Source organism: Pantoea sp. GL120224-02, assembly GCF_900215395.1.
GTDB lineage: Bacteria > Pseudomonadota > Gammaproteobacteria > Enterobacterales > Enterobacteriaceae > Pantoea > Pantoea communis.
In genome coordinates this window covers 397,586-423,057 of record NZ_OBEC01000003.1, presented here as the reverse complement: position 1 = coordinate 423,057, position 25,472 = coordinate 397,586, and the positions used below count along the sequence as shown (strand labels likewise).

The following is a 25,472-nucleotide window of genomic DNA, read 5'->3' as shown; positions in this document are numbered from 1 at the left end:
GTTTAGCGCTGGCAGCCCAGCCAGCCTTCGCGTCCGGGTATATGCCCACGTACCAGATTGCCCTGCGGGAGTGTGCTGAGATCGTCAGGTAACAACTCGCTCAGAGGACAGAAGTGAATGCCTTGTTGCTCTGCGCGGGTTAACAACTCGCCAAACGCCTTAGAACCGATAATGCCTTCAACTTCAGCATGAATGGTGTACACCGGCGATCCTTCGGCTTCGAGCATCTGCTCAAGAATGAAATCGTTATAGTCAGCGGCGCTAACTGACTGTCCGACGACTTCATCCCAGGTAGGCAATGTCACGGGGATTTGCACCGTGCCTAAGCTGCCATCACGCAGACGCGGCAAGAAGGGTCCAGTACCACGACAATCACTGTTATAGCTGAAACCGAAGGTCTGCTTAGCGGCGACAACGCGGCCATCCGCCCGCCATCCGGCCACGGCAGAGCAAGTGACAGCGTCACCGATAATCGCTTCCAGTGCGGCTTTCCCACGCGAAATCTGTTCCAGCAACTTTTCTTCTGACCACACGCCTGCCCAGGTTTGCCAGGCAAAGTGATCCCAGGCGTGCAGACCGACTTCATGATGATCGGCTGTGGCGCTGATGATCTCCTCCAGACCGCGGCCAATCTCACGTCCTGGCCAGGCCGTACCAGCCAATAAAATATCCCAGCCGTAGAGTGAAGCTGCGCGCGAGCGCAGCATTTTCCATAAGAAGCGCGGTTTCATCAGGCGCCACAAGTGGCGCCCCATGTTATCCGGCCCAACGCTAAAGAAGAAACTGGCCTGCAACTGATGCAGGCTAAACTGCTCTAGCAGCGCCGGAACGCCGAGTTTGGTTCCACGCCAGGTATCAACATCTACGCGCAAACCAATTTTCTTCATGGCTTATCCTGCAACTCAACGGTGCGCAGGAAGAAATCCAGCGTGTTATCGATCGTGGTATCCATCTCAATGGTCGGCGTCCAGTCCAGCAAGCGACGCGCATTTTTGATTGACGGCTTACGATGCTCGACGTCCTGATAACCTTTACCGTAGTAGCTGCTGCTCTCTACTTCGCGGAAACCGGCGAACGGCGGGAATTGGTCGCGCAGCGGATGACGTTCGAAGCTTGCCAGCAGGCGTTCAGCCAGCTCTTTGATGCTCGCCTCGTTTTCCGGGTTGCCGATGTTGACGATCTGACCGTCACAGTTGCTGTTTTTGTTCTCAATGATGCGGAACAACGCTTCGATACCATCGCGAATGTCAGTGAAGCAACGCTTCTGTGCACCACCGTCGATCAACTTGATCGGCGAACCTTCAACCAGGTTGAGGATCAGTTGGGTAATCGCACGGGAGCTACCAATACGCGCAGCGTTCAGGTTGTCGAGACGCGGGCCCATCCAGTTGAAGGGACGGAACAGCGTGAAGCGCAGACCTTCTTTTTCGCCGTACGCCCAGATCACACGGTCCAGCAGTTGTTTGGAAACCGAGTAGATCCAGCGCTGTTTATTGATCGGCCCCACTACCAGGTTGGAGTGATCTTCATCGAAGTGTTTATCGGTGCACATGCCGTACACTTCTGACGTGGAAGGGAAGATGATGCGCTTTTTGTATTTTACGCAATCGCGGATGATCTTGAGGTTCTCTTCAAAATCGAGTTCGAACACGCGCAGCGGGTTGCGGGTGTATTCAATTGGCGTAGCAATCGCCACTAATGGCAACACCACATCACATTTTTTGATGTGATACTCGATCCACTCTGAGTGAATGCTGATATCACCTTCAACAAAGTGGAAGCGCGGCTGATCTAGGAAACGGCTAATGGCATCCGATCCAATATCCAGACCGTAAACTTCAAAGTTGTCATCCTGCAGCAAACGTTCGGTCAAGTGGTTACCGATGAAGCCGTTCACACCCAGAATCAACACGCGTGTACGACGTTTAACGGCTGCAACCGGCTGAGAGTACAACAGTGCGCCCGGCACCATTCCCAGACTCTGCGCCAGTTGGCTGCCGTTCATATAGACGCCATTTTCACTTTGTCCGGTTACTACTTCCAGGGCACCTTCTCCGCAGGCAATCAGGAAAGGTTCAACGGAAATCACTGTGCCTGGCTTGGCTTTTGGCGCATCAACATGTACGCGCCCTTTCCACACCACAAATTTCACAGTACCGGCGAAGGCAAATGCGCCCGGCCATGGATCGGTGACCGCACGCACCAGGTTGTTGATTGACTGTGCGGACTGTTCCCACTTAATGCGACCGTCTTCTGGTGTGCGACGTCCCACCACCGTCGCCTGGCTGTGATCCTGATGAATTGCCGCAATTTCACCACGTTTCATCGCTGGCAGTGCCTGCTCCAGCAGTTGTGTAGCACAGGCTGTCAGTTTGCGATGCAGAGTTAAGGCGTTGTCTTGTTCATCAATGGCGACACGCTGCTGTGCCACGATATCGCCTGCATCCGCGCGTTTTACCATGCGATGCAGGGTCACGCCGGTTTCAGTCTCGCCATTCACTAACGCCCAGTTAAGTGGCGCGCGCCCACGATATTTAGGCAGCAGTGAACCATGCAGGTTGAAAGCGCCCAGGCGCGCGCTGCTGAGGATGCTGTCATTGAGCAGATTGCGATAGTAGAAGGAGAAAATGTAATCCGGTGCCATGGATTTAATGCGGTCGACCCACAAAGGATGGTTAGCATCTTCCGGCGCATACACCGCGATACCCTGCTCTGCCGCCAAACGGGCGACAGAACCAAAGAAGTGGTTCTCATTAGCAGAATCAGCATGGGTGAAGATCGCGCTGATTTCGAAACCCGCATTTAACAGCGCAGTAATACCTGCACAGCCCATATCGTGATAGGCGAAGACGATAGTTTTCATTGCTCAATTTCCTGTACAGAGGAGACATCTTTCTGCGAGTTAATAACACGTTGAATGAAGTAGCGCGGACGAGCGCGGACGTCGTTGTAAATTCGGCCGATGTATTCGCCGAGTAGGCCCATACCGATAAATTGCGCGCCGACAAAAATAAACAGCACCGCAAACAGCATGAACACCCCATCTCCGGCCCAGTCGGCACCGAGAAACAGACGCAATACGATCAGTACCAGTGAGAAGGTGAAACCGGCCAATGCAATCAGACTGCCGACAATACTCAGCAGGCGCAGTGGCGTGGTGGTCAGGCAAGTCACCAGGTCATACATCAGATTGATCAGCTTCATAAAGCTGTATTTCGAATCACCAAATTCGCGCTCGGCGTGGGCGACAGGCAGCTCAATCGTGCGGCGCGCAAAGGTGTTGGCCAGGATAGGAATAAAAGTGCTGCGCTCGTGACAGTTGAGCATGGCATCGACAATGTGACGGCGATAAGCACGTAACATGCAGCCATAGTCACCCATCGCTTTACCGGTGACGCGTTGAATCAGCTGGTTGATGGTGCGGGAAGCGCGGCGACGGAACCAACTGTCCTGACGATTTTGACGCACAGTACCGACCACGTCATACCCCTGCTGAGCGGCTTGCACCAGATTGGGGATCTCTTCAGGTGGATTCTGCAAATCCGCATCCAGTGTGATAATCAGGTCGCCTGATACATGGCTAAAACCGGCCATGATTGCCGAGTGTTGTCCATAGTTGCGGTTCAGCAATACGCCGACCACATGGCTTCCGGGCATGTCAGCGGCATCGGCGATCATCTCACCTGAGCGGTCGCTACTGCCGTCATCCACCAGCAAAATCTCATAATCGAGATTCAGCACAGCACATGCCGCATCGGTGCGACGCACCAACTCTGGCAGGCTCTCCTCTTCGTTGTAAACCGGGATCACCACGGAAACTTTACGAATATCTTTTTCTTCGAGCATGTCAATCAAACTCCAGCGATATGACGTAATGCACCGATTACGCGGCTGACATCTTCATCGCGCATATCAGGGAACAGCGGTATTGAGCAGATGCGGTCGCTATTCCATTCCGTGTTGGGCAAGGAAAATTGCGGATAACGTTCGCGGTAATACTTGTGGGTATGCGCAGCCCGGAAATGCAATCCGGTACCAATATCCTGCTTTTTCAATGTTTCCATTAGTGCATCGCGGCTTAAACCGCAGGTGGCTTCATCGGCGCGGATGATAAACAGATGCCAGGCATGTTGATGAGACCATTCAGGCTGAGCGAGCGGTAAGAAAGGGGTATCCGCCAGCTCGATCAGATAACGCTGCGCAATCTCAGCACGACGCGTATTAATGGCAGCCAATTTGTTTAACTGCACCAGCGCAATCGCCGCGCTGATATCTGGCAAGTTGTATTTGAAACCTGGCATGATCACTTCAGCCTGCGGTTTGCGCCCATGGGTATGGCGGTCATAGGCATCCACACCCAAGCCATGGAATTTCAGGCTGCGCATACAATCGGCAAGTTCAGCGTCATCGGTGACGATCAAACCGCCCTCGGCACAAGTCATATTCTTAATGGCATGGAAGGAGAAAATGGCCGTACCTTGCTGGCCAACGTGCTGACCTTTGTAGTAACAACCTGCGGCATGTGCAGCATCTTCTATGACTGCAATGCCTTGGCGCTCACCGATTGCGCGAATCGCATCAATATCCGCAGGTGCCCCGGCATAATGCACTGGAATAATGGCACGGGTGCGAGGCGTAATCGCTGCTTCAATTTGCTCAGGAGTGACCATCAGCGTATCGCGATCAATATCAATCATCACCGGGGTTGCGCCAAGCAACGTGATGATATTAATCGTCGACACCCACGTCAGCGAAGGGGTAATAACCTCATCACCGGGTTGAATATTTAACGCAAGAAGCGTGACGTGCATGCCTGCCGTGGCGGAACTGACAGCAATCGCATGTTGATTGCCGGTTAACTGGCAAAAGGCTTGTTCGAGTTCCGCATTTTTAGGGCCAGTAGTGATCCAGCCAGATTCAAATACCGCTTTTACCGCTGCTAACTCTTCCTCGCCTAATGAGGGACGCGAGAATGGAAGAAAAGTCATAAGTTTACCTTACCGTTTCAAACCCAAAGTTGCCTGCAATAGGGCCAGTTGCAGTGTGCAATCATAAAGTTTCTCAACAACATCCAGTAACTTGCTGTTTAAACGTAGATTAAGCGGAACCAATTCGGTAGCACGAACTGTTAATTCTTTAATCTGGCGCAAAAAACTTAAGCACACCTGTCATATTGCCTCGTAGAACAAAATACGGAGGAAAACTTAACGGAACATTAAATGGCAGTAAGACAAGATGAGTTATTTCTTAAATGTTGATGATCGGTAGAAGAATCTGGCTGGTAATGTCGTTGTAAAAAGAATATTCATCAATCTTTCATTAAAGATTCAAAATAGGTTAACCACCGCAAGACATACGAAAGGAGGAATGGGAAGTTTCTATTTAAATCAATAATAAACATAACGATAAAAATTCAACCTATACTGTTCTTAAGGTTAAATTAATATTCAAATCTTACTCTATGTTGGGAAATCAAATGGCATATAAATGGAGGAGGATACGCAATGAATACAGGAGCCGACAGACTCGCTCAGGCAGCGCTGCGCCGCCACCATATCGGGGTGAAAACCAAAGGTTTGCGTTTTCGCGGTGACATGTATGTGTTTCGCTACAACGCAGGCCATTATGACGTTTTTCTCAACAATGACCGCGTGATGTCACTGGCCACCAGCAACGTTCAGGAAGCCATTCAAATGTTCAAACAGCAGTCCTCTCTCTGACTGCTGTTCCTGCCCCTTATGCTCTACGTTTTTACGGTTGGATTGTTGAATCTGCTCTGAAATCTCACTGATAAACTATGTAATACCCTGTTCGAACTCGCTAACTTTAACATTCGAGCGTAGCGTCTCCTGGCTCATGCAAAGGGATCGCCGAGGTTAATCATGGAGTGGACGTTATGGATAGTCGTGTGGGTGTTAGGTTCAAGCGTTGGCAGCTTCATTAATGTCGTGGTTTATCGACTGCCCAGACAATGGCTGCATTCGGAAGCGCAGATAAGTTTGTGGCGGCCCGCTTCACACTGCCCGAAATGCAAACAGGCGCTGCACTGGCGGGATTTGCTGCCCGTGATCAGCTGGCTGCTTTTACGAGGTCAATGTCGAGATTGTCACTCTGCAATCAGTGCACGTTATCCCGTGGTCGAATTTTTCAGCTCATCGGTCAGCCTCATCCTCGTCTTCTTGTTTCCTGCTGATGGACATTTCGCCATCACGCTCCTGCTGTTTTGGGCGCTGCTAACCCTATCGCTGATCGATATTGACCATTATTTGTTGCCGGATGTGATCACCCTGCCATTGCTGTGGTTTGGACTATTATTAAAAGCAGTCGGATGGCTACCGGGCTCACTCAATGATGCCGTGTTTGGCGTGGTTTCAGGTTACAGCGCACTTTGGTTAATCAGCCATTTATATCAATGTGTTAGTGGTAAATTAGCACTGGGTATGGGCGATGCAAAGTTAGTGGCGGCATTAGGCGCCTGGCTGGGTTGGGCACTTTTACCCTATGTGCTTTTGCTAGCTTGTAGTGGCGCAATTTGCGCACTATTTTTCGCCAGTATTGGCTGGCAACGTGACCTCTCTCAACCCCTTGCTTTTGGTCCCTGGATTGCTCTGGCGGGCATAAGTCTTTTTATTAACACGATTATTTAATAACCACTTCATCTGCTGGCGCTAAAATAGCCGGCCAATTAGTGGCCAACGCCCTGATTCCTATATGAAAAGAATAAACAAATCTAAACAAAATAAATCATTGTGATGTACGTCAAAAGGCTCTATATTGGCCGCGTTTTTTAAACCACTGATACTTTTTTGTTCAATTAGTCAATCGGCCAGCCATCACGAGCCCCGGTTGAAGGAGAGATATGATGACGGATAAAGTCCGTATTGATAATTTTGGTGCCAACGCATTCAATGGAAACAACGACGCTTTCTTAGCCCGTCAGGCTGAGTTTGAATCAAACGTCAGGAGCTACCCGCGCAAGTTGCCTTTAGCGATTGCCAAAGCCAACGGCGTGTGGATCACAGATGTCGAGAATAAACAATATCTTGACTGCCTGGCTGGCGCAGGGACGCTGGCACTTGGTCATAACCATCCTGATGTTCTGCAGAGCATCCAAAATGTCATTACCAGCGGCTTGCCGTTACATACTCTTGATCTGACGACACCTCTGAAAGATCAATTCTCAGAATCTCTGCTCTCGCTGCTGCCTGGCCAGGGTAAAGAATATTGCCTGCAGTTCACCGGTCCTTCCGGTGCGGATGCGGTTGAAGCAGCACTGAAGCTGGCGAAGAAAGTCACTGGCCGTAGCGGCGTGATCAGCTTCTCTGGTGGTTACCATGGTATGACTCATGGTGCGCTGGCTGTGACTGGCAACCTGTCACCGAAAGAAGCCGTTAACGGCATGATGCCAGAAGTGCAGTTCATGCCTTACCCGCATCTGTACCGTTGCCCACTGGGTCTCGGCGGTGAAGCGGGTGTGAAAGCCCTGACTTACTACTTCGAAAACCTGATCAACGACGTGGAAAGCGGCGTGCGCAAGCCTGCAGCCGTTATCCTGGAAGCCGTTCAGGGTGAAGGCGGTGTGAACCCTGCTCCGGTCGAGTGGCTGCAGCGCATCCGTAAAGTCACTCAGGAACACGGTATTCTGCTGATTCTTGATGAAGTTCAGGCAGGCTTTGCCCGTACCGGCAAATTCTTTGCCTTCGAACACGCAGGCATTGAGCCAGATATTATCGTGATGTCTAAAGCAGTAGGCGGTGGTCTGCCACTGGCTGTTCTGGGTATCAAAAAGCAGTTCGACGCCTGGTCTCCAGGTCACCATACCGGTACCTTCCGCGGCAACCAACTGGCGATGGCAACCGGTCTGGCCACTCTGAAAGTCCTGACCGAGCAGAACATCGCCGGTAAAGTGGCTGAACAAGGTGAATGGCTGAAAGCACAGCTGGCTGAGATGCAGAAACGCTTCCCGGTTATCGGCCACATCCGCGGTCTGGGCATGATGATCGGTATCGAGATCGTTAAACCAAACGAAGCGGCTGACCATATGGGTAGCCTGCCGGCTGATGGTGAACTTTCTGCACTGCTGCAGAAGAAGTGCTTCGAAGCAGGTCTGATTCTGGAGCGTGGCGGTCGTCACGGTGCAGTACTGCGTCTGTTGCCGTCACTGCTGATCACCAACGAAGAGCTGGCGATTTTCCTGGATAAATTTGAGCAGGCGCTGATTGGCGCTGGCGTCAAACCTGTTTGATTGGAAGAGTAAATGTCTGAAGTAAACCCGATTCTGGCCGCCTCTGCACAAAGCATTGAGGCGTACCAGCAGGCGATTGCCCAAAGCAGCGCCGCGGTTGTGCAGTGGCTGCAACAGCCTGAGATGTATCAAGGCAAAAGCGTTGCCGAACTGCGCGAGCGTATCACGCTCGACTTCAATCCAAACGGCCTGGGTAACCAGGCCGCGATTGAACGCGCGATTGAGTATTTCCTGAAAGACAGCCTGTCAGTGCACCACCCACAATGTGTGGCGCACTTGCACTGCCCTAGCCTGGTGGTTAGCCAGGCTGCCGAAGTGTTGATCAACGCCACCAACCAGAGTATGGACTCATGGGATCAGAGCCCTTCTGCCACCATCATTGAGGTCAAACTGATCGAATGGTTGCGTGCACAGGTGGGTTACCCAGCAGGCGATGCTGGCGTGTTCACCAGTGGTGGCACCCAAAGCAACCTGATGGGTCTGATGCTGGCGCGTGATGCGTTCTATCAGCGTCAAGGTCATTCAGTGCAGTTGGACGGCATCACTGGCGATCTGCGTAAGATCAAAGTGTTGTGTTCTGAGAACGCTCACTTCTCGGTACAGAAAAACATGGCGCTGCTTGGCCACGGCTACAATTCTGTGGTGCAGGTGAAGTCTGACCAGTTCGCACGCATGGACGTTAACGACCTGAAAGCCAAACTGGCGCAGGCCGAAGCCAATGGCGAGCAGATTTTGGCGATTGTCGCGACGGCTGGTACTACCGATGCGGGTGCGATTGATCCACTTCGCGAAATCGCGGGCATCGCGGCTGAGCACAACATTTGGATGCATGTCGATGCAGCCTGGGGCGGTGCACTGCTGCTGTCTGAAAAGTATCGTGACTATCTGGACGGCCTGGAGTTAGTGGATTCGGTGACTCTCGACTTCCACAAACAGTATTTCCAGACCATCAGCTGTGGCGCATTCCTGTTGAAAGACGAGCGTCACTATGAGCTGATGCGTTATCAGGCGGCTTACCTGAACTCTGAGTTCGATGAAGAAGCCGGTGTTCCTAACCTGGTTTCAAAATCTCTGCAGACCACGCGTCGTTTCGATGCATTGAAACTGTGGATGGGTCTGGAAGCGTTGGGCCAGAAACAGTATGCCGCGATCATCGACCACGGTGTGACGCTGGCACAGGAAGTGGCGAAGTTTGTTGCGTCAGAACCACGCCTTGAGCTGGTGATGCAGCCACAACTGGCAAGCGTGCTGTTCCGCTATCGTCCAGAGCAGCTGACCGATACCGCGCAGATTGCTCTGTTCAACCAGCGCATCGGCGATGCTCTGCTGGATTCAGGCCGCGCTAACGTTGGCGTGACTGAAAACCAGGGCGTTACCTGCCTGAAACTGACGCTGCTGAACCCAACCGTGACGCTGGAAGACATCAAAGTCTTGCTGGCGCTGGTGGAGAAAACCGCGAATCAGTTGCTGAACGCGTAATTTCGCTTCAAACGAAAAGCCGATAACTGGCAACAGTCATCGGCTTTTTTATTGCCTGTCAATTGCCCAGCCCGTTCATTTTTGCTCACTCATCCCTCTCGAATAACAACCCATTTGGTTGATTGGCAGATAACGTTAGCACGATCAATGACGGTGCAAGTTGCACCGTCATAAGGCTCGATCACGTGGAAAACTGCCTATCAGGTGTTGAAACACTCTCATTTACCCTCTGGCACGGTAATTGCTTATTACTGTCAACCGCATCCTGCATGTCAGGAACAGGCGCCGAAGTCTGGTAAGCGGTTTGTGGCACTCTGCCACTCCAATACATCGAATTCAGGCGAAGAAGCCCCACCGGCAATGCTGTCGGCGGGGCTTTTTTATTGGAGTAAAATTATGAGCAAGTTAAAAGCGTGGTTTCAGGGACCTCAAGACATCACCGAAGCGGAAGCCGTGGAAGATTATGCCGTTGGGCGTGTTCCCTCCCACTATCGCTGGCCGATCCCGGCCATCATTTTAGTGTTACTGGGAAACTCGACCGCCATGTTTTGGTTCAGCCTCGGCGCGGATATGAGCTATCAGGTCGGCTGGCCGCTGCTGCTATTACCGATTGGATATATGGTGGTGTTTGCGACCTTAATTGGCTCCTGCATTATGAAAATGGCCAGTAAAGAAGGCCTGTCGCTCAATCTGATGACGCGAGGCCTGGGCTTCGGATATATGGGGTCGGCTTTTACCTCGCTAATCTATGCCATCAACTTCATCTTTTACTTCTTGTTCGAAGGCACCATCGTGTCGCATGCCATTGCGAACTATGCGGGCGTCCCGGTTAACTCCTTCACGGGCATTGCGATTTTTGCATTAATGGGATTGGCGGCAATCTGGTTTGTTTGGAAAGGCATGTCGTCGATGCAGTTCCTGCAAACCTGGGGCGTGCCGATCTTCATCTTGCTGTTCGGTTTCTGCATCTGGCAACTCACGCACCATTATCCGTCGGTGGGCTTCGGTGGCTGGCAGCCTAAAGCGGAAGTCGACAGCAATGCGCTGTGGTTAGTGATGAACATGGCCAATGGACAAATTGTGTTTCAGGGCCTGATGGCGACTGATTATGGCCGCTTCGCTCGTCCCGGCGTCAGCCATAAAGGCACGGCGACTATCATGCTGGGTATGCTGATTCCGATTGTAGTGGTGATGCTGTTCGGCGCGTTTATGGCCTATACCCTGATGCCACACATTCAGGGAGAGGATGTCTGGTCACTGGCATTAGATCCAGGCTTCGTCTTCCCGCTGATTATTGGGCTGACCGGCGTGCTGTTTGCTGTGATTACACAGATTCGTATTAACGTGCTGAACCTCTACTCCGGATCCATCGCATTGTCGAATACCATGGATATGGCGTTTAACTATCGTCCAGGCCGTCAATGGTGGATGCTGCTGGTCTGGCTGCTCGGCGTGGTGTTCTACGTCTGCAACATTCTGCAGTACACCGGTACTTTCCTGTCGATTACCGGCATTCTGACCAATACCTGGGTGTTCATAATACTCGCTGACTATTATGTCTGCCGCAAAGTGTTGCACCTTGCGCCGTCTGATTTTGTCGAATTCCGCAAAGAGTATCTGCGGATGTGGAACCCAAGTGGCGTCATTGCCCTTTGCGTTGCGGTGGCCATTGGTGCCGCTGGCGTACTCGGTGTTTATCCTATGGTGTACGCGTCGTTCATCGCCATGCTGGTGGGGCCTCTGCTGCACGTTGCAATCAGCGTCGCTACGCGCGGTCGCTATTACTTCAAGACGTTCCCGCAAGATATGCAGACCAACTGGAAACCTTCTGATGCCTATCAGGGACCAAAGCCCGTCTTCAATCCATTGCTGAGTAAGGAGGCTGAATAATGAACGTTAAGGTTGCCACAATTCAGTTTGAACCCACGCAATTTCGCAAAGATGAAAACGTCACTCATCTGCTGCAACTTGCCAGCCAGGCGGCCCGTGATGGCGCGCGATTAATTGTCATGCCGGAAATGGCTACCACCGGTTATTGCTGGCAGGATCGTGCGGAAGTTGCACCTTTTGTAGAAACCGCTGATGGCGTGACCAGTCAGGCTTTCGCTGCTATCGCACGGGAGTTCCAATGTTATCTGGTGTTTGGTATGCCGGAGCGTGACCCTGTCACAGAAATCTATTACAACAGTGCTGTTTTAGTCGGCCCGCAAGGTGTGATTGGCGTTCATCGCAAAACCCACCCTTATATTTCTGAACCCAAGTGGGCTGCCAACGGTGATGCCGGGCATCAGGTCTTTGCCACCGAAATTGGTAATATCGCCTTGCTGATTTGCATGGATATCCATTTTATCGAAACCGCTCGCCTGGCGGCGTTAGGCGGCGCGCAAATTATCTGTCATATCAGTAACTGGTTGGCTGAACGGACACCCGCGCCCTACTGGTTAAATCGCGGTTGGGAGAATGGCTGCGCCTTAATTGAAAGTAATCGTTGGGGCTGGGAGCGCGGCGTACAGTTCAGCGGCGGCAGCTGTATCGTTGACCAGAATGGCATCGTTCTGGCTAGCCGTGATAGCGGCGATGGCGTGATAGCAGCCGAGTTAACGCTGTCTGCGGAGAATCCTTCACTGCGCAAACGACGCCCTGAGCTGTATCAGCGCCTGATGACCAATACCTTTATGTGGAATCCGCAGGATTTCTTTGGCTTGTACGGCGGCGATCCCCTGCCTGCCGCCAAAGATTCACGTATCGCTGTAGCGCAGTTTCATCCAGCCAATAACATTGCTGAAAATCTTTCGGTGATCCGTCATTGGGCCGAACAGGCAAAATCACGCGGTGCTGAACTGCTGATTTTGCCAGAACGAGCGCTGACAGGGGGCGAAGGTAAGAATAATGCGCTTACGCTAAACGATGCGCCAATTCAGAGCCTGCTGAAACTGGCGATTGAACTGGATATCGCGTTGTTAACTGGATTTGCCGAATGCGAAGGTCAGCAGTTTTATAACAGTGCGCTATTGGTAAGCAGCGCGGGATTGAGCGCGCACTATCGACAAATTCACCTTAGCGAAAACGATAAGCAATGGGCCAGTGCAGGCAATCAATGGGTGACCTGCGATCTACCCTGTGGACGCGTGGGAATTCTGCTGGGTGAAGATTTGCTGGTACCAGAGGCAGCACGCATTCTGGCACTGGAAGGGTGCGACATCATCGCCTGTCCCGCCCTGCTCAACACGCCGATCCCGCTGGCGCATACGGGGACGGAGATCCCGCACGCCTGGCCGATTCCGCGCGGTGCCGACCCGTATCACTGGCTATTACCTCGCGTACGCGCGGGCGAGAATAATGTCTGGCTGGCCTTTGCCAACTGGACACCCGCGACCGGCATGAGTTTTGGGCTGAGCGGTGTGTTTGGCCCGGATACGTTTGCGTTTCCACGTACCGAAATCAAAGTGCCGGGCACGGATGGCTTGGCGGTGCTGGATATGACTACCGGGTCAGCGGAAACCGCATATCCTAATCATGTAGTGAGACGAAAGGATTTGGTATTGATGCGCCAGCCGCACTATTACACCCCACTGGTGTTGCCGTCCAGCCAGTAAACACAAGGAGCGGCCTGTTATGACTGTCGTGGTCTTCAACGGTGCAACAGTCGCTCTTATTAAAGCTGATGTATGTCGTTATGTTCTGGCGGCCACCCTGCCGCCAGAACAGGAAAGACGTTTAATCACCAGGAGACTCTATGTCTGCCACACCACCGCCAAAGAGTGTCATTCCGATTGGCATCCTTTACTCCGTATCCGGCGATTATGCCGTGATCGGCCGCGAAATGCTCAACGGCATCCTGCTGGCGATTGAAGAGATTAACGCCAACCCTGATTATCACTTCACCCTCGCGCCAGTGGTGCGTGACCCTGGCGGTTCGCTGGATAAATATTATGACGACTGCCACGACTTACTTTTTCGCCACGGTGTACGTCATGTGATTGGTTGCTACACGTCAGCGGCCCGCAAAACCATTCTCCCGCTCATCGAATCTGCCAACGCTCTGCTGTGGCACTCCGCACGCTATGAAGGTTTTGAAAGCAGTAACAGCGTAATTTATCTGGGGGCGACGCCCAATCAGCATGTGTTGCCGCTTCTGAACTGGCTGTTGCAGCAGCAGAATGTCGCGATGTATCACGTGGGGTCGAATTACGTCTGGTCATGGGAGATGGATCGCATCACGCGTGAAGCGGTCATCCCGGCTGGTGGCGAAGTATTAGCCAGCAAGTTACTGCCGCTCGGTGAAGAGAATGTCGTTGAGCTGATTACCGATATTATCGCGCAGCGGCCCAGGGTGCTACTCAACACCATGGTGGGAAAAAGTGCGTACAGTTTCTACCGTGCCTGGCATCGGGCCAGCCATCAGCAGCCCTGGCTCAATGACGTATTAAAATTAAGCCTGACGCTGTGCGAGCCGGAAGTGAACATGATTGGCGCAGAAGCTCTTGAAGGATATCTTGTCTCAGCGAGTTGGTTTCAGTCCATCGACAGTGCCGCCAACCACGATTTTTTACGCTGCTACCGCCAGCGTTTTGGCGAAGACGTGTCCCCCTCCGTTGACAGCCAAAGTGCCTGGTTGGCGGGACACCTGCTGGCGCGCGCTATCAACCGTCAAGGTGATGCTGACGTTGAGGCCGTGCGTGCTGCCGTGCTTAAAGATGAGATGGATTCCCCCGCCGGACCGATCCGAATTGATGCCGATAATAATCACAGCTGGCTGACGCCGCATCTGGCGCGCTGTCATGATGGCAAGCTAGAAAGTTTTTGGCAGGCACCACAACCGGTAAAGCCTGATCCCTGGTTAGCATGGACCGATCTCGATAATCTGAATCAGGATGGAGAGCGCACATGAGCCGAAAAAACGTGCAAATGCGCGGACTCAAAGTGTGCGTAATGGGCTGTGCGGATCGTGATAATCATCACCTGGAGCAACAATTTTCCCGTATGGGCATTCGGGGAGAATTTTTCCCGGCCTTCCCAGATGTAGAGCAGCTAGTCGGGCAACAGTTACTGGTGTTCGATGGCGACAACCCAGCGCTGTTTCATCCCACTAACAAATTGCCCTGGCCGCCCTTACCTAAAATTGCGCTCACCGCGATGGAAACACCTTCGCGACTGCAGTGGATAACTGAGCAGAAAATTGACAGCTATATGCGTAAACCGGTGCGCTTCGACGGCGTGATGACTGCCTTCACGCTGGCGCTTGAGAGTGCAGCGCGTTTTGCCCAACTGGAACAACAACTTAAGCGTCAGGAGGAACGTCTGCGCGCGCGCAGGTACCTGTTCTCCGCGCAAATACAGGTGATGCAAGCGTTTCAGTTAGGGGAAGATGATGCTTACAACCTGCTACGTCTTGCGGCCATGGCGCAGCATATGACGATTGAGAATCTCAGCTGCGAGTTTCTTAACAATCAAACATCCTGGTTAAACCTGCTTAAAGCGCTGGCAGCTGAGAAATTATGAAAGTGGTTCAGGCAACGTGAAACACTCACTCATCTTGCACATTAAGTTCGCGCACATAATCAAGAAAAGCCTGCAGCGGTGCTGGGATCAAACGGCGGTCGTTATAGTAAAGCCACAGTCCGGAAAAGCTCTGCCACCACTCGCTTAGGATGGGTTGCAGGCTGCCATTATCCAGTGCGGATTTGATCCAATCCTCAAACAGATAGACCACCCCTGCGCCGGATACCGCAGCCGCGACCGTGAGATCCATGGCCGCGCCGATGCTGCAAATAAGCGGCCCCTTAGGCTGTAAACGCACCACCTCTTCGCCCTTTTCAAACTCCCAATCTGCAATGACTCCTGTGGCATAGCGGCCATATAGACAACGATGCTTTAGCAAATCACGTGGATGTTGTGGCGTGCCAAATTTTGCAAGATAAGCGGATGAGGCCGCTGCTGCAAAGCGTTGTACGCGGGGTCCAATCGGTAATGCCACCATATCCTGTTCGAGATGATCGTCGTAACGAATTCCGGCATCACAGCCGTCGCGGAAGATATCCTGCACATTGCTTTCCGCCACCACTTCCAGCTGTATGTCAGGATATCGCGCCAAAAAGCCGGGCACGATAGAGGGCAAAACCAGGCGGGCCGCGCTAACGGGCACATTGATTCTTAACGTGCCACCCGGTGTGTTGCGGAAATGATTGAGCGAATCGAGTGCCGCATCCACTTCATTCATTGCTGGCATTAAGCGCGTCATTAACGCCCTGCCTGCTTCGGTGAGCGCGACGGTGCGCGTGGTGCGATTGAACAACCGCACGCCCAACTGCTCCTCAGCTCGTCTTACGGCGTCACTTAAACGAGAAGGATTGCTTCCCGTCATGCGGGCGGCTTCACGAAATCCGCCCGCTTTTGCCACGGCCACCACCGCATGGAGCAGTGCAATATCCAATGCCATTGTTCGCCATTCCGCACACTGTGTCCTGATTTCACCGGATAGTTGCACAGCCATGCGTCGATTACAATCTGTACACACATCGACGAAGGAGGTTTCCATGTCTCACAACGCAAATACCTATACTTTGGGTGACCGTCAGGTTAAACGCCTCGGTTATGGCGCCATGCAGTTGGCCGGCAAAGGCGTGTTTGGGCCACCAGCCGATGAGAATCGGGCATTACAGGTACTACGTGATGCGGTGGCTGCTGGCGTGAATCATATCGATACCAGCGACTTTTATGGCCCGCACATTACTAACCAACTGATAAAGAAAGCTCTGCATCCCTATTCCGACGATCTGGTGATCGTCACCAAAGTCGGTGCTCGTCGTGATGCGAAAGGAGGCTGGTTGCCCGCTTTCTCCCCCGATGAGTTGACTCAGGCGGTAGAAGACAATCTGCGCCATCTTGGTATGGAGGTGATGGAAGTCGTGAATCTGCGTTCGATGCTCGACGTGCACGCACCTGCAGAAGGCTCACTGGAACCGCAGGTCGAAGCGATGATCAAGCTTAAAGAGCGCGGACTGGTTAAGCATATTGGTCTGAGCAACGTAACGGCCAAACAAGTGGCGGACGCGCAGAAAATGACGTCCATCGCCTGTGTGCAGAATCTTTACAATCTGGTGAATCGCCAGGATGAAGCTCTGGTTGATCAACTGGCTGCGCAGGGTATTCCTTATGTGCCGTTCTTCCCATTGGGTGGTTTCTCACCGCTGCAATCCGAGCAGCTTACCGCCGTGGCCGAAGAGTTGAATGCCACTACATTGCAGGTTGCCCTGGCCTGGTTACTTCAGCGTTCGCCAAACATTCTGTTAATTCCTGGCACATCATCACCAGAACATCTCCAGCAGAATCTCGCCAGTGGCGATCTGGTGTTGAGTGCTGATGTCGTGCAACGTTTAAACGGCATCGCTTAGTCCTGAATGACGCGGCCCCCGGGCCGCCCAACATTATGATTGCATGCGCACACGTCTAAGAACGCGCTAAAATCCCGCTCTCCATCAGACATGCCTTCAATACACCAAACGCATCCTGACACTGACGCTCATCCACGCAGGCATAACCCAGCAGCAATCCTCGTCGCTCCTGCTGGTGCATGTAATATTGCGACAGCGGTCTAACCTTCACACCGCGCCGCAGCGCCAGTGCAGCAATCGCCACATCATCACATCCAGCCGGTAAATTCACCACCAGATGCAAGCCCGCTTCATGATTGACGCGCGGCATAAAATCAGCGCCAAGATAACGCTCAATCAGACCCGCTAAAAATCGACGACGCTGGCTGTAGAGTTTGCGCATACGGCGGATATGCGCCATGTAATGCCCTTTCTGGATAAATTCCGCCAGCGCCCGCTGCACCAGCAGATGCCCGCCACGATAGAGTTCCGCCGCCGCCACGCGTAAAGGTTGAGCCAGCGCTTTTGGCACCACCAGATAACCCAGTCGCAGTGCCGGATAGAGCGTTTTGCTGAACGTGCCCATGTAAATCACCGGCGCATCGGGCTCAAAACCTTGCAGCGAGGGAAATGGCTGACCCGCGAAGCGAAACTCACTGTCGTAGTCATCCTCTATCAACCAGGTTTTATGTTTGCTGGCTAAATCCAGCAACTGCTTACGTCTTTCAAGGCTGAGATGAACGCCCAATGGGTATTGGTGTGACGGTGTCACAAATATCACTTTTGGCGCCCGACTGCGCGGCGGTAAGTCAGGAATAATGCCCTGATCGTCGACCGGCATGGCCTGTATTTTCAACCCATTGATGCGTAAAAGATTACGGGTTCCCCAGTAGCCAGGCTCTTCAATCCACGCGGTATCACCCGGATCGCATAGTACGCGCGTGACCAGATCAACCGCCTGATGGATGCCTTCGGTGATGATGATTTGATCCGCATCCGCACGCACCGATCGGGCCACGCTGAGATAGTCCGCCAGTGCCTGTCGCAATAGCGGACAGCCGCCATTGCTGCTGTAAATTAATCGATCAACATCGGGCTCGCGATTTAATCGCGCCTGAATCTGGCTAAAGAGTTTGTGCGGAAACTGCGTGACATCCGGCGCGCCTGGCACAAACGCGCCCCATTGATAAGGCGAGGCGTTGGCATGGCCCAACAGCGATGCACCGCGTTTAGAAATCGCCGCCGTTTTCACGCTCAGCGGCAGCGTCAGGTCATCGCCACGCGGGCTGTTTAAACACCCTTCAGGCAGCGTTTCGGCGATCCAGGTTCCGCTGCCGGTGCGCGCTGTAACATAGCCCTGTGACATCAAATTTTCATAAACGTTAAGTACGGTATTACGTGACACCGATAACTCCCGTGCCATATCGCGCGTGGCCGGTAATCGCGTGGCGCGTGGAAAAATCCCCTCAACAATCGCCGCCTGCATACACGCTAACAGGCGCTGCTGCAACGTCCCTTCCGGCATAAACTGCAAACGTTCTAATACATGATCGGCGTACAAACTCCGCAATTGGCTCCATCCTTTTCTGTAAAAGTGGCTCTGGCAACAAACCTTAGCGCAGGGATAAATAAGCGTGTTTGTCGTGATTTGTAAAGACGCTTATCGCTAAGGAAAGGTTATGGAAGGTAAAAACAGCCAGCTGCAACAACGTAAAGATGACGCACTCCCACGTGGCACCGGTAATCTTTGCCAGTGGTATGTCGATCAGGCAGAGAACGCGACGTTGCGTGACGTTGAAGGCAACAGCTGGATTGATTTCGCTGGTGGTATCGCGGTGCTCAACACCGGCCACCGTCATCCGCGCATTGTGAAAGCCATCGCGGAACAGTTAGAAAAATTCACCCATACCGCGTTCCAGGTGACGCCTTACGAGAGCTATGTCGGCCTGGCAGAGCGCATCAACAGCGTGGTGCCCATAGCCGGTAAAGCCAAAACCGCCTTTTTCTCAACCGGTGCTGAAGCGGTTGAGAATGCCGTTAAAGTTGCGCGCGCCGCCACACGCCGTCACGGCATTATCACCTTCGGTAACGCGTTCCATGGTCGTACGTTTATGACGATGGCGATGACCGGTAAAGTGGCCCCCTATAAGCGTGACTTTGGCCCGATGCCTGCTTCCGTGTGGCACGCTCGTTACCCCAACAACGTGACCGGTATCAGCGTTGATGATGCTTTGGCGAGCCTGCAAGACATCTTCACTCAGGACATCGCGCCGCAAGACGTGGCAGCCATTGTGCTGGAGCCAGTACAAGGTGAAGGCGGTTTCCACATCGCCCCTGCTGAGTTCTTCGTTCGCCTGCGCCAACTGGCCGATCAACACGGCATTCTGCTGATTGCCGACGAAGTGCAAACCGGCTTTGGTCGTACTGGCAAGCTGTTTGCCATGGACCATTACACCGTTAAACCAGACTTGATCACTATGGCGAAAAGTCTGGCGGGCGGCATGCCGTTGTCTGCGGTGAGTGGTCGCGCAGAGATCATGGATGCGCCCGGCCCCGGTGGGTTGGGTGGCACTTACGCCGGAAACCCGCTAGCGATTGCCGCCGCGCATGCGGTGCTGGATATTATTGCTGAAGAACAACTGTGTGAGCGCTCAGTGAAACTGGGTGCGCAACTGGTCGAATTCCTCAATGAGGCACGTCGCCACTGCTCTGCGATCACCGATATCCGCGCATTAGGTTCGATGGTCGCGGTGGAGTTTGCCGAGGCGCAAACCGCTCAGGCCATCCAGCAACACGCCATGGCGCGCGGTTTACTGTTGTTGACCTGTGGTCCGCAGGGCAACGTGATTCGCTTCCTCTATCCGCTCACTATTCCGGATGCGCAATTCAGCCAGGCGCTGGAGATTCTCAGCCATGTGCTGAGCGCGCACCAGGATTCGTAGGCCCCCAGCTTAGCCAGCCCGTATGCGGGCTGGTCATCCACCTGCTGCAGCCAGGCTGTGTCAAATCACAGCCCGAGAGACAATCTGGAGAAAACAATGAGTTCACAGAATGCTGATGCGCTTGCGCAAGGCTTAAAGCCGCGTCATGTCCGCATGTTATCCATTGCCGGTGTAATAGGTGCCGGCCTGTTTGTCGGTTCCGGTCATGCTATCGCCGAAGCAGGCCCCGCCGTGTTACTGGCCTACATCGCAGCCGGTGCGCTGGTGGTGCTGATTATGCGCATGTTAGCGGAAATGGCCGTTGCCTCACCGGACTCCGGCTCTTTCTCCACCTATGCAGATAAATCACTGGGACGCTGGGCTGGATTTACCATTGGCTGGCTCTACTGGTGGTTTTGGGTGCTGGTCATTCCGCTTGAAGCCAATGCCGCAGGCACGATATTGCACAGTTGGTTCCCGCAGATTGCCGTGTGGGAATATACACTGGCGATCACCACGTTTCTGACGGTCAGCAACCTGTTCAGCGTGAAGAATTACGGTGAGTTCGAATTCTGGTTTGCGCTGCTGAAAGTGGTCGCCATTGTCGCCTTCCTGATTGTCGGCAGCCTGGCGATATTCGGCCTGATGCCCGGTAGCAGCACACAAGGCATTTCCCATCTCTATGACACGCACGGGTTTATGCCAAACGGCATCGGTGCCGTACTGGCTGCCATTCTGACCACCATGTTCTCCTTTATGGGAACGGAAATCGTCACCATCGCGGCAGCGGAATCACGTGAACCGAAAAAGCAGATAACGCAGGCCACCAACTCCGTGATCTGGCGTATTGCGCTGTTTTATTTGCTGTCGATCTTCATTGTTATCTCGCTGGTGCCGTGGAATACCACATCGCTGATGAAAGCCGGTTCGTATCAAACGGCGATGGAGATGATGAATATTCCTTACGCGCGGCAAATCGTCGATGTAGTGGTGTTGATCGCGGTGTGCAGCTGTCTTAACTCTGCGCTCTATACGGCTTCACGCATGCTGTATTCGCTTTCCCGTCGTCAGGATGCCCCTGCCGCGGCATCAAAAACCACGCGCAGCGGTACGCCCTGGGTTGCAGTCATCGCCTCAACTGCCGCTGCATTTCTCGCGGTGATCGCCAATTATCTGGCACCCGCAGCAGTATTTGAGTTCCTGCTAGCCAGTTCCGGCGCGATTGCGTTACTGGTTTACCTGGTGATAGCGGCCTCGCATCTGGTGTTGCGCAAAAAGCGCGAGGCACGGGGTGAGATCTTAAGTTATCGCATGTGGCTGTTCCCAGGCTTAACCTGGGCAACCATGGTGTTCATCGTGGGAGTGTTGGTCTCAATGCTGTTTATGCCGGCGCATCGCTCTGAGATCATAGCCACCGGTCTACTCACGTTGGCGGTGTTGATCACCAGCCGCATCGTGCATCGTAAACGCGCTTTGCGCGAGCGCGAGGCGTTAGTGGCAGTGCGTTCATAATGCCAGAAATTTCCGGGCTGGGAGGCCCGGAAGCCTTACTCATATTGCACATCGATACTGATCGACTCTTCCGGCACGTTAATCACCACAACGCATTTATTCCACACCGGCTTCCCTTCGGTCATATCGTGCTCAACGAAGTAGTGTTGGAAATCTTTCAATGCTTCAGTTAAATCACCAATTGCCTGTGCATCAGGTTCAAACCAGTCTGGCTCGCCGTTTTCATCCAGATAATCGAACTGGTATTCACCGCCCTCGTCATCGGCAAACAGTTCAGCTTTTACGATTAATTCGCGTGCACCTTGCGGTCCACAGCTGAAAACAATCATCGCGATGCGGCGGTAAAGGTCTTCATAGGTCATGGCAGTGTATTCCTGTTTTTAGTGAGTTCCCGTGGGCAGCGTTAGCCATAGATGGGATGACAACGTTACCGAGGGCTCTTATTGACTTTAAGGCTGATGAGAAGAGAATGAGGCTCTTCGAACAGTAAATTGAAAAAAATGGAGTTTATCATAGCCTGTTCCACGCGTTTTCCCCGTGTTGCTACCCTGAGAAAATCGGCCGCCTTATTGGCTGCTGCACTGCTATTGGCTAGCTGCAGTTCTGAGCCCCCTAAATCCCTGGTCACACCGTTTCCGACTGTGACGCCGAAACCGCATCCCGTGCAACCAGTGGTTAACACAGAACCGGTGCGTGGTGTGTGGCTCACCACGGTGTCGCGCCTTGACTGGCCACCCATAGCCTCAGTGAATGCCAGCCCGGCAAATCGCATCAGCCAGCAACAAAAGGCGCTGACCGATAAGCTGGATAAACTTAAAAGTCTCGGTATTAATACCGTCTTCTTCCAGGTGAAACCTGACGGCACGGCACTGTGGCGTTCTAAAATCTTACCCTGGTCAGATATGATGACCGGAAAGATTGGGGAAGATCCCGGTTACGATCCGCTGCAGTTTATGCTGGATGAAGCACACAAACGCGGTATCAAAGTGCATGCGTGGTTTAACCCTTATCGCGTTTCTACCAACGTGAAACCCTCGACGGTGGCAGGACTTAACAACACACTCTCCCTGCATCCAGCCAGCGTTTTTGTGCTCCATCGTGACTGGATCCGCACCGCAGGTGATCGCTTTGTGCTGGACCCAGGCATTCCTGATGCCCGCGACTGGATTACCAGCATCGTGGCGGAGGTGGTTGCAAATTATGATATCGATGGCGTGCAGTTTGATGACTATTTCTATGCGGAATCGCCCGGCTCAACGCTGAATGACAGCACCACCTTCCGCCAGTATGGTCAGGGATATGCCTCGAAAGCGGACTGGCGACGTCACAATACTCAGCAGCTGATTGAACAAGTGTCCCGCACCATTAAGCAGTTAAAACCGAATGTCGAATTCGGCGTCAGCCCCGCTGGTGTGTGGCGCAACGTATCCCACGATCCCGCAGGCTCAGACACGCGCGGCGCGGCGGCCTACGACGAATCTTATGCAGATACGCGTAAATGGGTGCAGATGGGCCTGTTAGATTACATCGCGCCACAGATCTACTGGCCATTTTCACGCCAGGCTGCACGTTATGATGTGCTCGCGAACTGGTGGGCCAATGTAGTCAAACCCACGCACACCCGGCTCTATATCGGTGTAGCGCTGTATAAAGTCGGTGAAACCTCCAAGATGGAGCCAGACTGGACCATTAATGGCGGTGTGCCGGAACTGAAAAAACAGCTGGACCTCAATGAATCTGTGCCACAAATTAACGGCACTATTCTGTTCCGCGAAAACTACCTTAACCAACCGCAAACTCAGCAGGCGGTGAATTATTTACGCAGTCGTTGGGGAAGTTAATTTTTAAGGCCAATCACTGCCGGATTTTCCGGCATATCTCAGCCAAATTGTTTAACGATAATTCGCCAGCAACAGACGTTGCTGGCTGCTCTTTAGATATACGGCTCAGTTGCACTATTTAATGGAATGCTCCATTCATCACCATTAACCCGAACTTTTAAATAACGCCGGGTACGCCACTTACCTGGCTCGTACTCTTCGGGCTTACCCAGAATAAGCGTCCCGTTCAACAGCAACTCTTTGTCGTTGTTGTAGCCTATCCCCACTTTTTCATTGCCAATCCAGTGTTGTTCGAAAGCCACCACAGGTGCGGCATCCAGCCTTTTCGCGTCATCATCGGAGCAGATTGCATAGCTTTTGCGGAAGATGAAACACAATCCCGCTTTATACCGATCCTTGCCGTTCGTTTCCACCTGCGCGGTAGCAAAACCGGTGAATTGCGCCAATTTAACGTAGAGCTTCGTACGGGTGGCACCGCCTTCAATGTGCACTTTCGTCACCGGACATGAGCCTTCGCCATACCAGCTGCCAATGGTATTGGCATTATTGCGCGCCTGGAGGTAAATATTGGCCACCCCTTCTGGCGTCCGTCCAGAGTACTGAGTTTGCGTGGCGCTTTGCGATAATATTTGCGATGTCCCCACCACACGCACGTGAATCTGAGTCCCTTCATCCGAGAAATTAAATTCGCCAATGTAGAACCATTTCTCTTTATCGCTACGGTTATCCATATGGTGTTGCGAGGTAATATAATCGTAGTTTAGCGAGCCCTGAATGATGGCACCCCAATCCGATATTTCCATCAGCCCGCGATCACCTTCCGCCAGCAGTGACCAGGGTTCGATACCTGCGGTACTGTAATCAAACCCGGCGCTTTGATTATGAATACTTTTCTGAATGATCAACGCGCGGCAATAACCCAATTTTAACGGGTTAGTCGTTGATTCAATCGCCAACCCCTCTATCACCCACTGACCATTAGTTAAATCCCCGGCGAATTCTGAATGTTCAATCCAGCCATTACGAATAAAGGATTGGGTGCAGCGCGGTAAATCCAACACCGGCTTTAGGGTATTTTCTTGCAAATTGAAGTTGGATAATTCAATGGCCGTGCTGTGGTCCCAGGCACCTGCTGCACGATCGGACCAGCGCGCATACACAATGCTGTCCTGACAGCCTCTTGAATAAAACTGATCAATCTTACAATCCAGCGTATCGATCAGATCCAGTGCTCGTCCGCCCAGATAGCGAAACTCCATACTGCTCACGCGCAGAAACTGCCCGCCAGTAATAATGTTGGCGTAAAAACCGACTTTATTAAATGCGGTACCGCCGTCTCCGCCGTTATTTGAACTCATGCCTTTCACCACAATGCCCGAAATCTCTGCATAGCGCGCATTGACTTTAAAAAAGTGGAGTCCTCTTGGCTGCGTCCCCCAGTTAAATGTCAACGTGGTGGTGGGAAAATATCCAAAGTTGACATTAGCACCCGAAACCTTGAAGCGGTTAATCTCTTTGTCTGAAATGTCGAAAGTAGACATGCTGAATACACCGGCGGTAAAACGGATACCGGCAGCAGGCAGCACACGCTGTGACCAGGTAAACATACGTTTTACTGCCTCGATACAATCCGTTTTACCGTCGGCTATAGCACCAAAATCCAAAACGGTGACGGTGCTGTAATCCTGAATCACCCGCTTCCAGCGTTTATTGCCTGCCGCGATAAAGACAATTCCACCATCGTCTGGGCTGGTGGTATCGGTCGCGTCATACACAAACACCCCGCCGCCCATTTTACTGCCTTTGGTGTACTCCAGCACCGACGCAATTTCCCCGGCGGATGTCGGTTCTGTAGCACGTAATTCATCAATGGTTTTTAACTGCACAACGGTACCCGTTGCGGCGTTGACGGCATTTTGTGGCGTGGTGTTATTGGACGCATTAACCATGGTGTACCCCTTAAATATTAAGAGAAAATAACTGCCCCCATGCAGTATAAGTAGCTGATAGTTAATATGTTGATGTGTGCCAGTGTAATTAGAGGCGTTAAACATCCAACAGATAAATGGAATTAACCAAGATAATGATTGCAGAAAGAAAG

Annotated in this window: 20 protein-coding genes; 12 read left to right on the top strand and 8 right to left on the bottom strand. The window is 52.6% G+C overall.

Going from position 1 to position 25,472, the window contains the following annotated elements; all coding sequences use genetic code 11:
* Positions 1 to 2 precede the first annotated feature (2 nt).
* Genes arnD through arnB form a run of 4 tightly spaced genes read right to left on the bottom strand, consistent with a single transcriptional unit; the run spans position 3 to position 4,988 of the window.
* Positions 3 to 887 (bottom strand): 4-deoxy-4-formamido-L-arabinose-phosphoundecaprenol deformylase, encoded by an 885-nt coding sequence (arnD, locus tag CRO33_RS09050; protein WP_097117905.1) that lies wholly within the window; start codon positions 885 to 887, stop codon positions 3 to 5.
* Positions 884 to 2,863, bottom strand: a complete 1,980-nt coding sequence (gene arnA, locus CRO33_RS09045) for a bifunctional UDP-4-amino-4-deoxy-L-arabinose formyltransferase/UDP-glucuronic acid oxidase ArnA (protein ID WP_097117904.1) — start codon at positions 2,861 to 2,863, stop codon at positions 884 to 886. Before arnA ends, arnD begins: the two co-directional genes overlap by 4 nt.
* Positions 2,860 to 3,846: an undecaprenyl-phosphate 4-deoxy-4-formamido-L-arabinose transferase gene (gene arnC / locus CRO33_RS09040; RefSeq protein ID WP_097117903.1), complete on the bottom strand. Its 987-nt coding sequence runs from the start codon at positions 3,844 to 3,846 to the stop codon at positions 2,860 to 2,862. Before arnC ends, arnA begins: the two co-directional genes overlap by 4 nt.
* Before the next feature lie 5 nt (positions 3,847 to 3,851).
* Positions 3,852 to 4,988 (bottom strand): UDP-4-amino-4-deoxy-L-arabinose aminotransferase, encoded by a 1,137-nt coding sequence (arnB, locus tag CRO33_RS09035; RefSeq protein ID WP_097117902.1) that lies wholly within the window; start codon positions 4,986 to 4,988, stop codon positions 3,852 to 3,854.
* 516 nt (positions 4,989 to 5,504) lie between these two features.
* On the opposite strand from arnB, the gene CRO33_RS09030 reads away from it, so the two are divergent.
* The 8 genes from CRO33_RS09030 (at position 5,505) to CRO33_RS08995 (ending at position 15,226) form a co-directional block, all read left to right on the top strand.
* Positions 5,505 to 5,720 carry a hypothetical protein gene (locus CRO33_RS09030; protein ID WP_097117901.1) on the top strand — a complete coding sequence of 72 codons (216 nt, stop codon included), beginning with the start codon at positions 5,505 to 5,507 and terminating at the stop codon, positions 5,718 to 5,720.
* Positions 5,721 to 5,882: 162 nt separating this feature from the next.
* A complete protein-coding gene (locus CRO33_RS09025) occupies positions 5,883 to 6,647 on the top strand; it encodes a prepilin peptidase (protein WP_097117900.1) in 765 nt (254 codons plus the stop codon).
* A gap of 215 nt (positions 6,648 to 6,862) precedes the next feature.
* On the top strand, positions 6,863 to 8,245 hold the full coding sequence (locus tag CRO33_RS09020) for a diaminobutyrate--2-oxoglutarate transaminase (RefSeq protein ID WP_034829839.1): 1,383 nt from the start codon (positions 6,863 to 6,865) through the stop codon (positions 8,243 to 8,245).
* A gap of 12 nt (positions 8,246 to 8,257) precedes the next feature.
* Positions 8,258 to 9,724, top strand: coding sequence for a pyridoxal phosphate-dependent decarboxylase family protein (locus CRO33_RS09015; RefSeq protein ID WP_097117899.1), 1,467 nt, complete (start codon positions 8,258 to 8,260; stop codon positions 9,722 to 9,724).
* Positions 9,725 to 10,120: 396 nt separating this feature from the next.
* A complete protein-coding gene (locus tag CRO33_RS09010) occupies positions 10,121 to 11,614 on the top strand; it encodes a purine-cytosine permease family protein (RefSeq protein ID WP_097117943.1) in 1,494 nt (497 codons plus the stop codon).
* Positions 11,614 to 13,320 carry a nitrilase-related carbon-nitrogen hydrolase gene (locus CRO33_RS09005; protein ID WP_097117898.1) on the top strand — a complete coding sequence of 569 codons (1,707 nt, stop codon included), beginning with the start codon at positions 11,614 to 11,616 and terminating at the stop codon, positions 13,318 to 13,320. Before CRO33_RS09010 ends, CRO33_RS09005 begins: the two co-directional genes overlap by 1 nt.
* A gap of 140 nt (positions 13,321 to 13,460) precedes the next feature.
* Positions 13,461 to 14,615, top strand: a complete 1,155-nt coding sequence (locus CRO33_RS09000; protein WP_097117897.1) for a transporter substrate-binding domain-containing protein — start codon at positions 13,461 to 13,463, stop codon at positions 14,613 to 14,615.
* Positions 14,612 to 15,226, top strand: a complete 615-nt coding sequence (locus tag CRO33_RS08995; RefSeq protein ID WP_097117896.1) for an ANTAR domain-containing response regulator — start codon at positions 14,612 to 14,614, stop codon at positions 15,224 to 15,226. Before CRO33_RS09000 ends, CRO33_RS08995 begins: the two co-directional genes overlap by 4 nt.
* 25 nt (positions 15,227 to 15,251) lie before the next feature.
* Here CRO33_RS08995 and CRO33_RS08990 read toward each other — a convergent pair whose 3' ends face one another.
* A complete protein-coding gene (locus CRO33_RS08990) occupies positions 15,252 to 16,163 on the bottom strand; it encodes a LysR family transcriptional regulator (protein WP_097117895.1) in 912 nt (303 codons plus the stop codon).
* 97 nt (positions 16,164 to 16,260) lie between these two features.
* On the opposite strand from CRO33_RS08990, the gene CRO33_RS08985 reads away from it, so the two are divergent.
* Positions 16,261 to 17,118 (top strand): aldo/keto reductase family oxidoreductase, encoded by an 858-nt coding sequence (locus CRO33_RS08985; RefSeq protein WP_097117894.1) that lies wholly within the window; start codon positions 16,261 to 16,263, stop codon positions 17,116 to 17,118.
* A 55-nt stretch (positions 17,119 to 17,173) separates the two neighbouring features.
* Here the strand turns inward: CRO33_RS08985 and pdxR are convergent, their stop codons facing one another.
* Complete coding sequence (pdxR, locus tag CRO33_RS08980) at positions 17,174 to 18,667, bottom strand: MocR-like pyridoxine biosynthesis transcription factor PdxR (protein ID WP_058961043.1); 1,494 nt, start codon at positions 18,665 to 18,667, stop codon at positions 17,174 to 17,176.
* A gap of 109 nt (positions 18,668 to 18,776) precedes the next feature.
* Between pdxR and gabT the strand changes: the two genes are divergently transcribed.
* Positions 18,777 to 20,039 (top strand): 4-aminobutyrate--2-oxoglutarate transaminase, encoded by a 1,263-nt coding sequence (gabT, locus tag CRO33_RS08975; RefSeq protein ID WP_058961044.1) that lies wholly within the window; start codon positions 18,777 to 18,779, stop codon positions 20,037 to 20,039.
* Between the two features lie 96 nt (positions 20,040 to 20,135).
* Positions 20,136 to 21,530, top strand: a complete 1,395-nt coding sequence (gene gabP, locus CRO33_RS08970) for a GABA permease (RefSeq protein ID WP_097117893.1) — start codon at positions 20,136 to 20,138, stop codon at positions 21,528 to 21,530.
* A 35-nt stretch (positions 21,531 to 21,565) separates the two neighbouring features.
* Here the strand turns inward: gabP and CRO33_RS08965 are convergent, their stop codons facing one another.
* Positions 21,566 to 21,892 carry a hypothetical protein gene (locus CRO33_RS08965; protein WP_045815361.1) on the bottom strand — a complete coding sequence of 109 codons (327 nt, stop codon included), beginning with the start codon at positions 21,890 to 21,892 and terminating at the stop codon, positions 21,566 to 21,568.
* 138 nt (positions 21,893 to 22,030) lie between these two features.
* Here CRO33_RS08965 and CRO33_RS08960 point away from each other — a divergent pair, with 138 nt between their 5' ends.
* A complete protein-coding gene (locus CRO33_RS08960) occupies positions 22,031 to 23,371 on the top strand; it encodes a glycoside hydrolase family 10 protein (protein ID WP_097117892.1) in 1,341 nt (446 codons plus the stop codon).
* Between the two features lie 92 nt (positions 23,372 to 23,463).
* Here the strand turns inward: CRO33_RS08960 and CRO33_RS08955 are convergent, their stop codons facing one another.
* On the bottom strand, positions 23,464 to 25,320 hold the full coding sequence (locus tag CRO33_RS08955; protein ID WP_097117891.1) for a hypothetical protein: 1,857 nt from the start codon (positions 25,318 to 25,320) through the stop codon (positions 23,464 to 23,466).
* Between the last annotated feature and the right edge of the window lie 152 nt (positions 25,321 to 25,472).

Coding starts and splice junctions, on each gene's coding strand:
- arnD (WP_097117905.1), bottom strand. CDS start 887: ATGAAGAAAATTGGTTTGCGCGTAGATGTTGATACCTGGCGTGGAACC.
- arnA (WP_097117904.1), bottom strand. CDS start 2,863: ATGAAAACTATCGTCTTCGCCTATCACGATATGGGCTGTGCAGGTATT.
- arnC (WP_097117903.1), bottom strand. CDS start 3,846: ATGCTCGAAGAAAAAGATATTCGTAAAGTTTCCGTGGTGATCCCGGTT.
- arnB (WP_097117902.1), bottom strand. CDS start 4,988: ATGACTTTTCTTCCATTCTCGCGTCCCTCATTAGGCGAGGAAGAGTTA.
- CRO33_RS09030 (WP_097117901.1), top strand. CDS start 5,505: ATGAATACAGGAGCCGACAGACTCGCTCAGGCAGCGCTGCGCCGCCAC.
- CRO33_RS09025 (WP_097117900.1), top strand. CDS start 5,883: ATGGAGTGGACGTTATGGATAGTCGTGTGGGTGTTAGGTTCAAGCGTT.
- CRO33_RS09020 (WP_034829839.1), top strand. CDS start 6,863: ATGACGGATAAAGTCCGTATTGATAATTTTGGTGCCAACGCATTCAAT.
- CRO33_RS09015 (WP_097117899.1), top strand. CDS start 8,258: ATGTCTGAAGTAAACCCGATTCTGGCCGCCTCTGCACAAAGCATTGAG.
- CRO33_RS09010 (WP_097117943.1), top strand. CDS start 10,121: ATGAGCAAGTTAAAAGCGTGGTTTCAGGGACCTCAAGACATCACCGAA.
- CRO33_RS09005 (WP_097117898.1), top strand. CDS start 11,614: ATGAACGTTAAGGTTGCCACAATTCAGTTTGAACCCACGCAATTTCGC.
- CRO33_RS09000 (WP_097117897.1), top strand. CDS start 13,461: ATGTCTGCCACACCACCGCCAAAGAGTGTCATTCCGATTGGCATCCTT.
- CRO33_RS08995 (WP_097117896.1), top strand. CDS start 14,612: ATGAGCCGAAAAAACGTGCAAATGCGCGGACTCAAAGTGTGCGTAATG.
- CRO33_RS08990 (WP_097117895.1), bottom strand. CDS start 16,163: ATGGCATTGGATATTGCACTGCTCCATGCGGTGGTGGCCGTGGCAAAA.
- CRO33_RS08985 (WP_097117894.1), top strand. CDS start 16,261: ATGTCTCACAACGCAAATACCTATACTTTGGGTGACCGTCAGGTTAAA.
- gabT (WP_058961044.1), top strand. CDS start 18,777: ATGGAAGGTAAAAACAGCCAGCTGCAACAACGTAAAGATGACGCACTC.
- gabP (WP_097117893.1), top strand. CDS start 20,136: ATGAGTTCACAGAATGCTGATGCGCTTGCGCAAGGCTTAAAGCCGCGT.
- CRO33_RS08965 (WP_045815361.1), bottom strand. CDS start 21,892: ATGACCTATGAAGACCTTTACCGCCGCATCGCGATGATTGTTTTCAGC.
- CRO33_RS08960 (WP_097117892.1), top strand. CDS start 22,031: ATGGAGTTTATCATAGCCTGTTCCACGCGTTTTCCCCGTGTTGCTACC.
- CRO33_RS08955 (WP_097117891.1), bottom strand. CDS start 25,320: ATGGTTAATGCGTCCAATAACACCACGCCACAAAATGCCGTCAACGCC.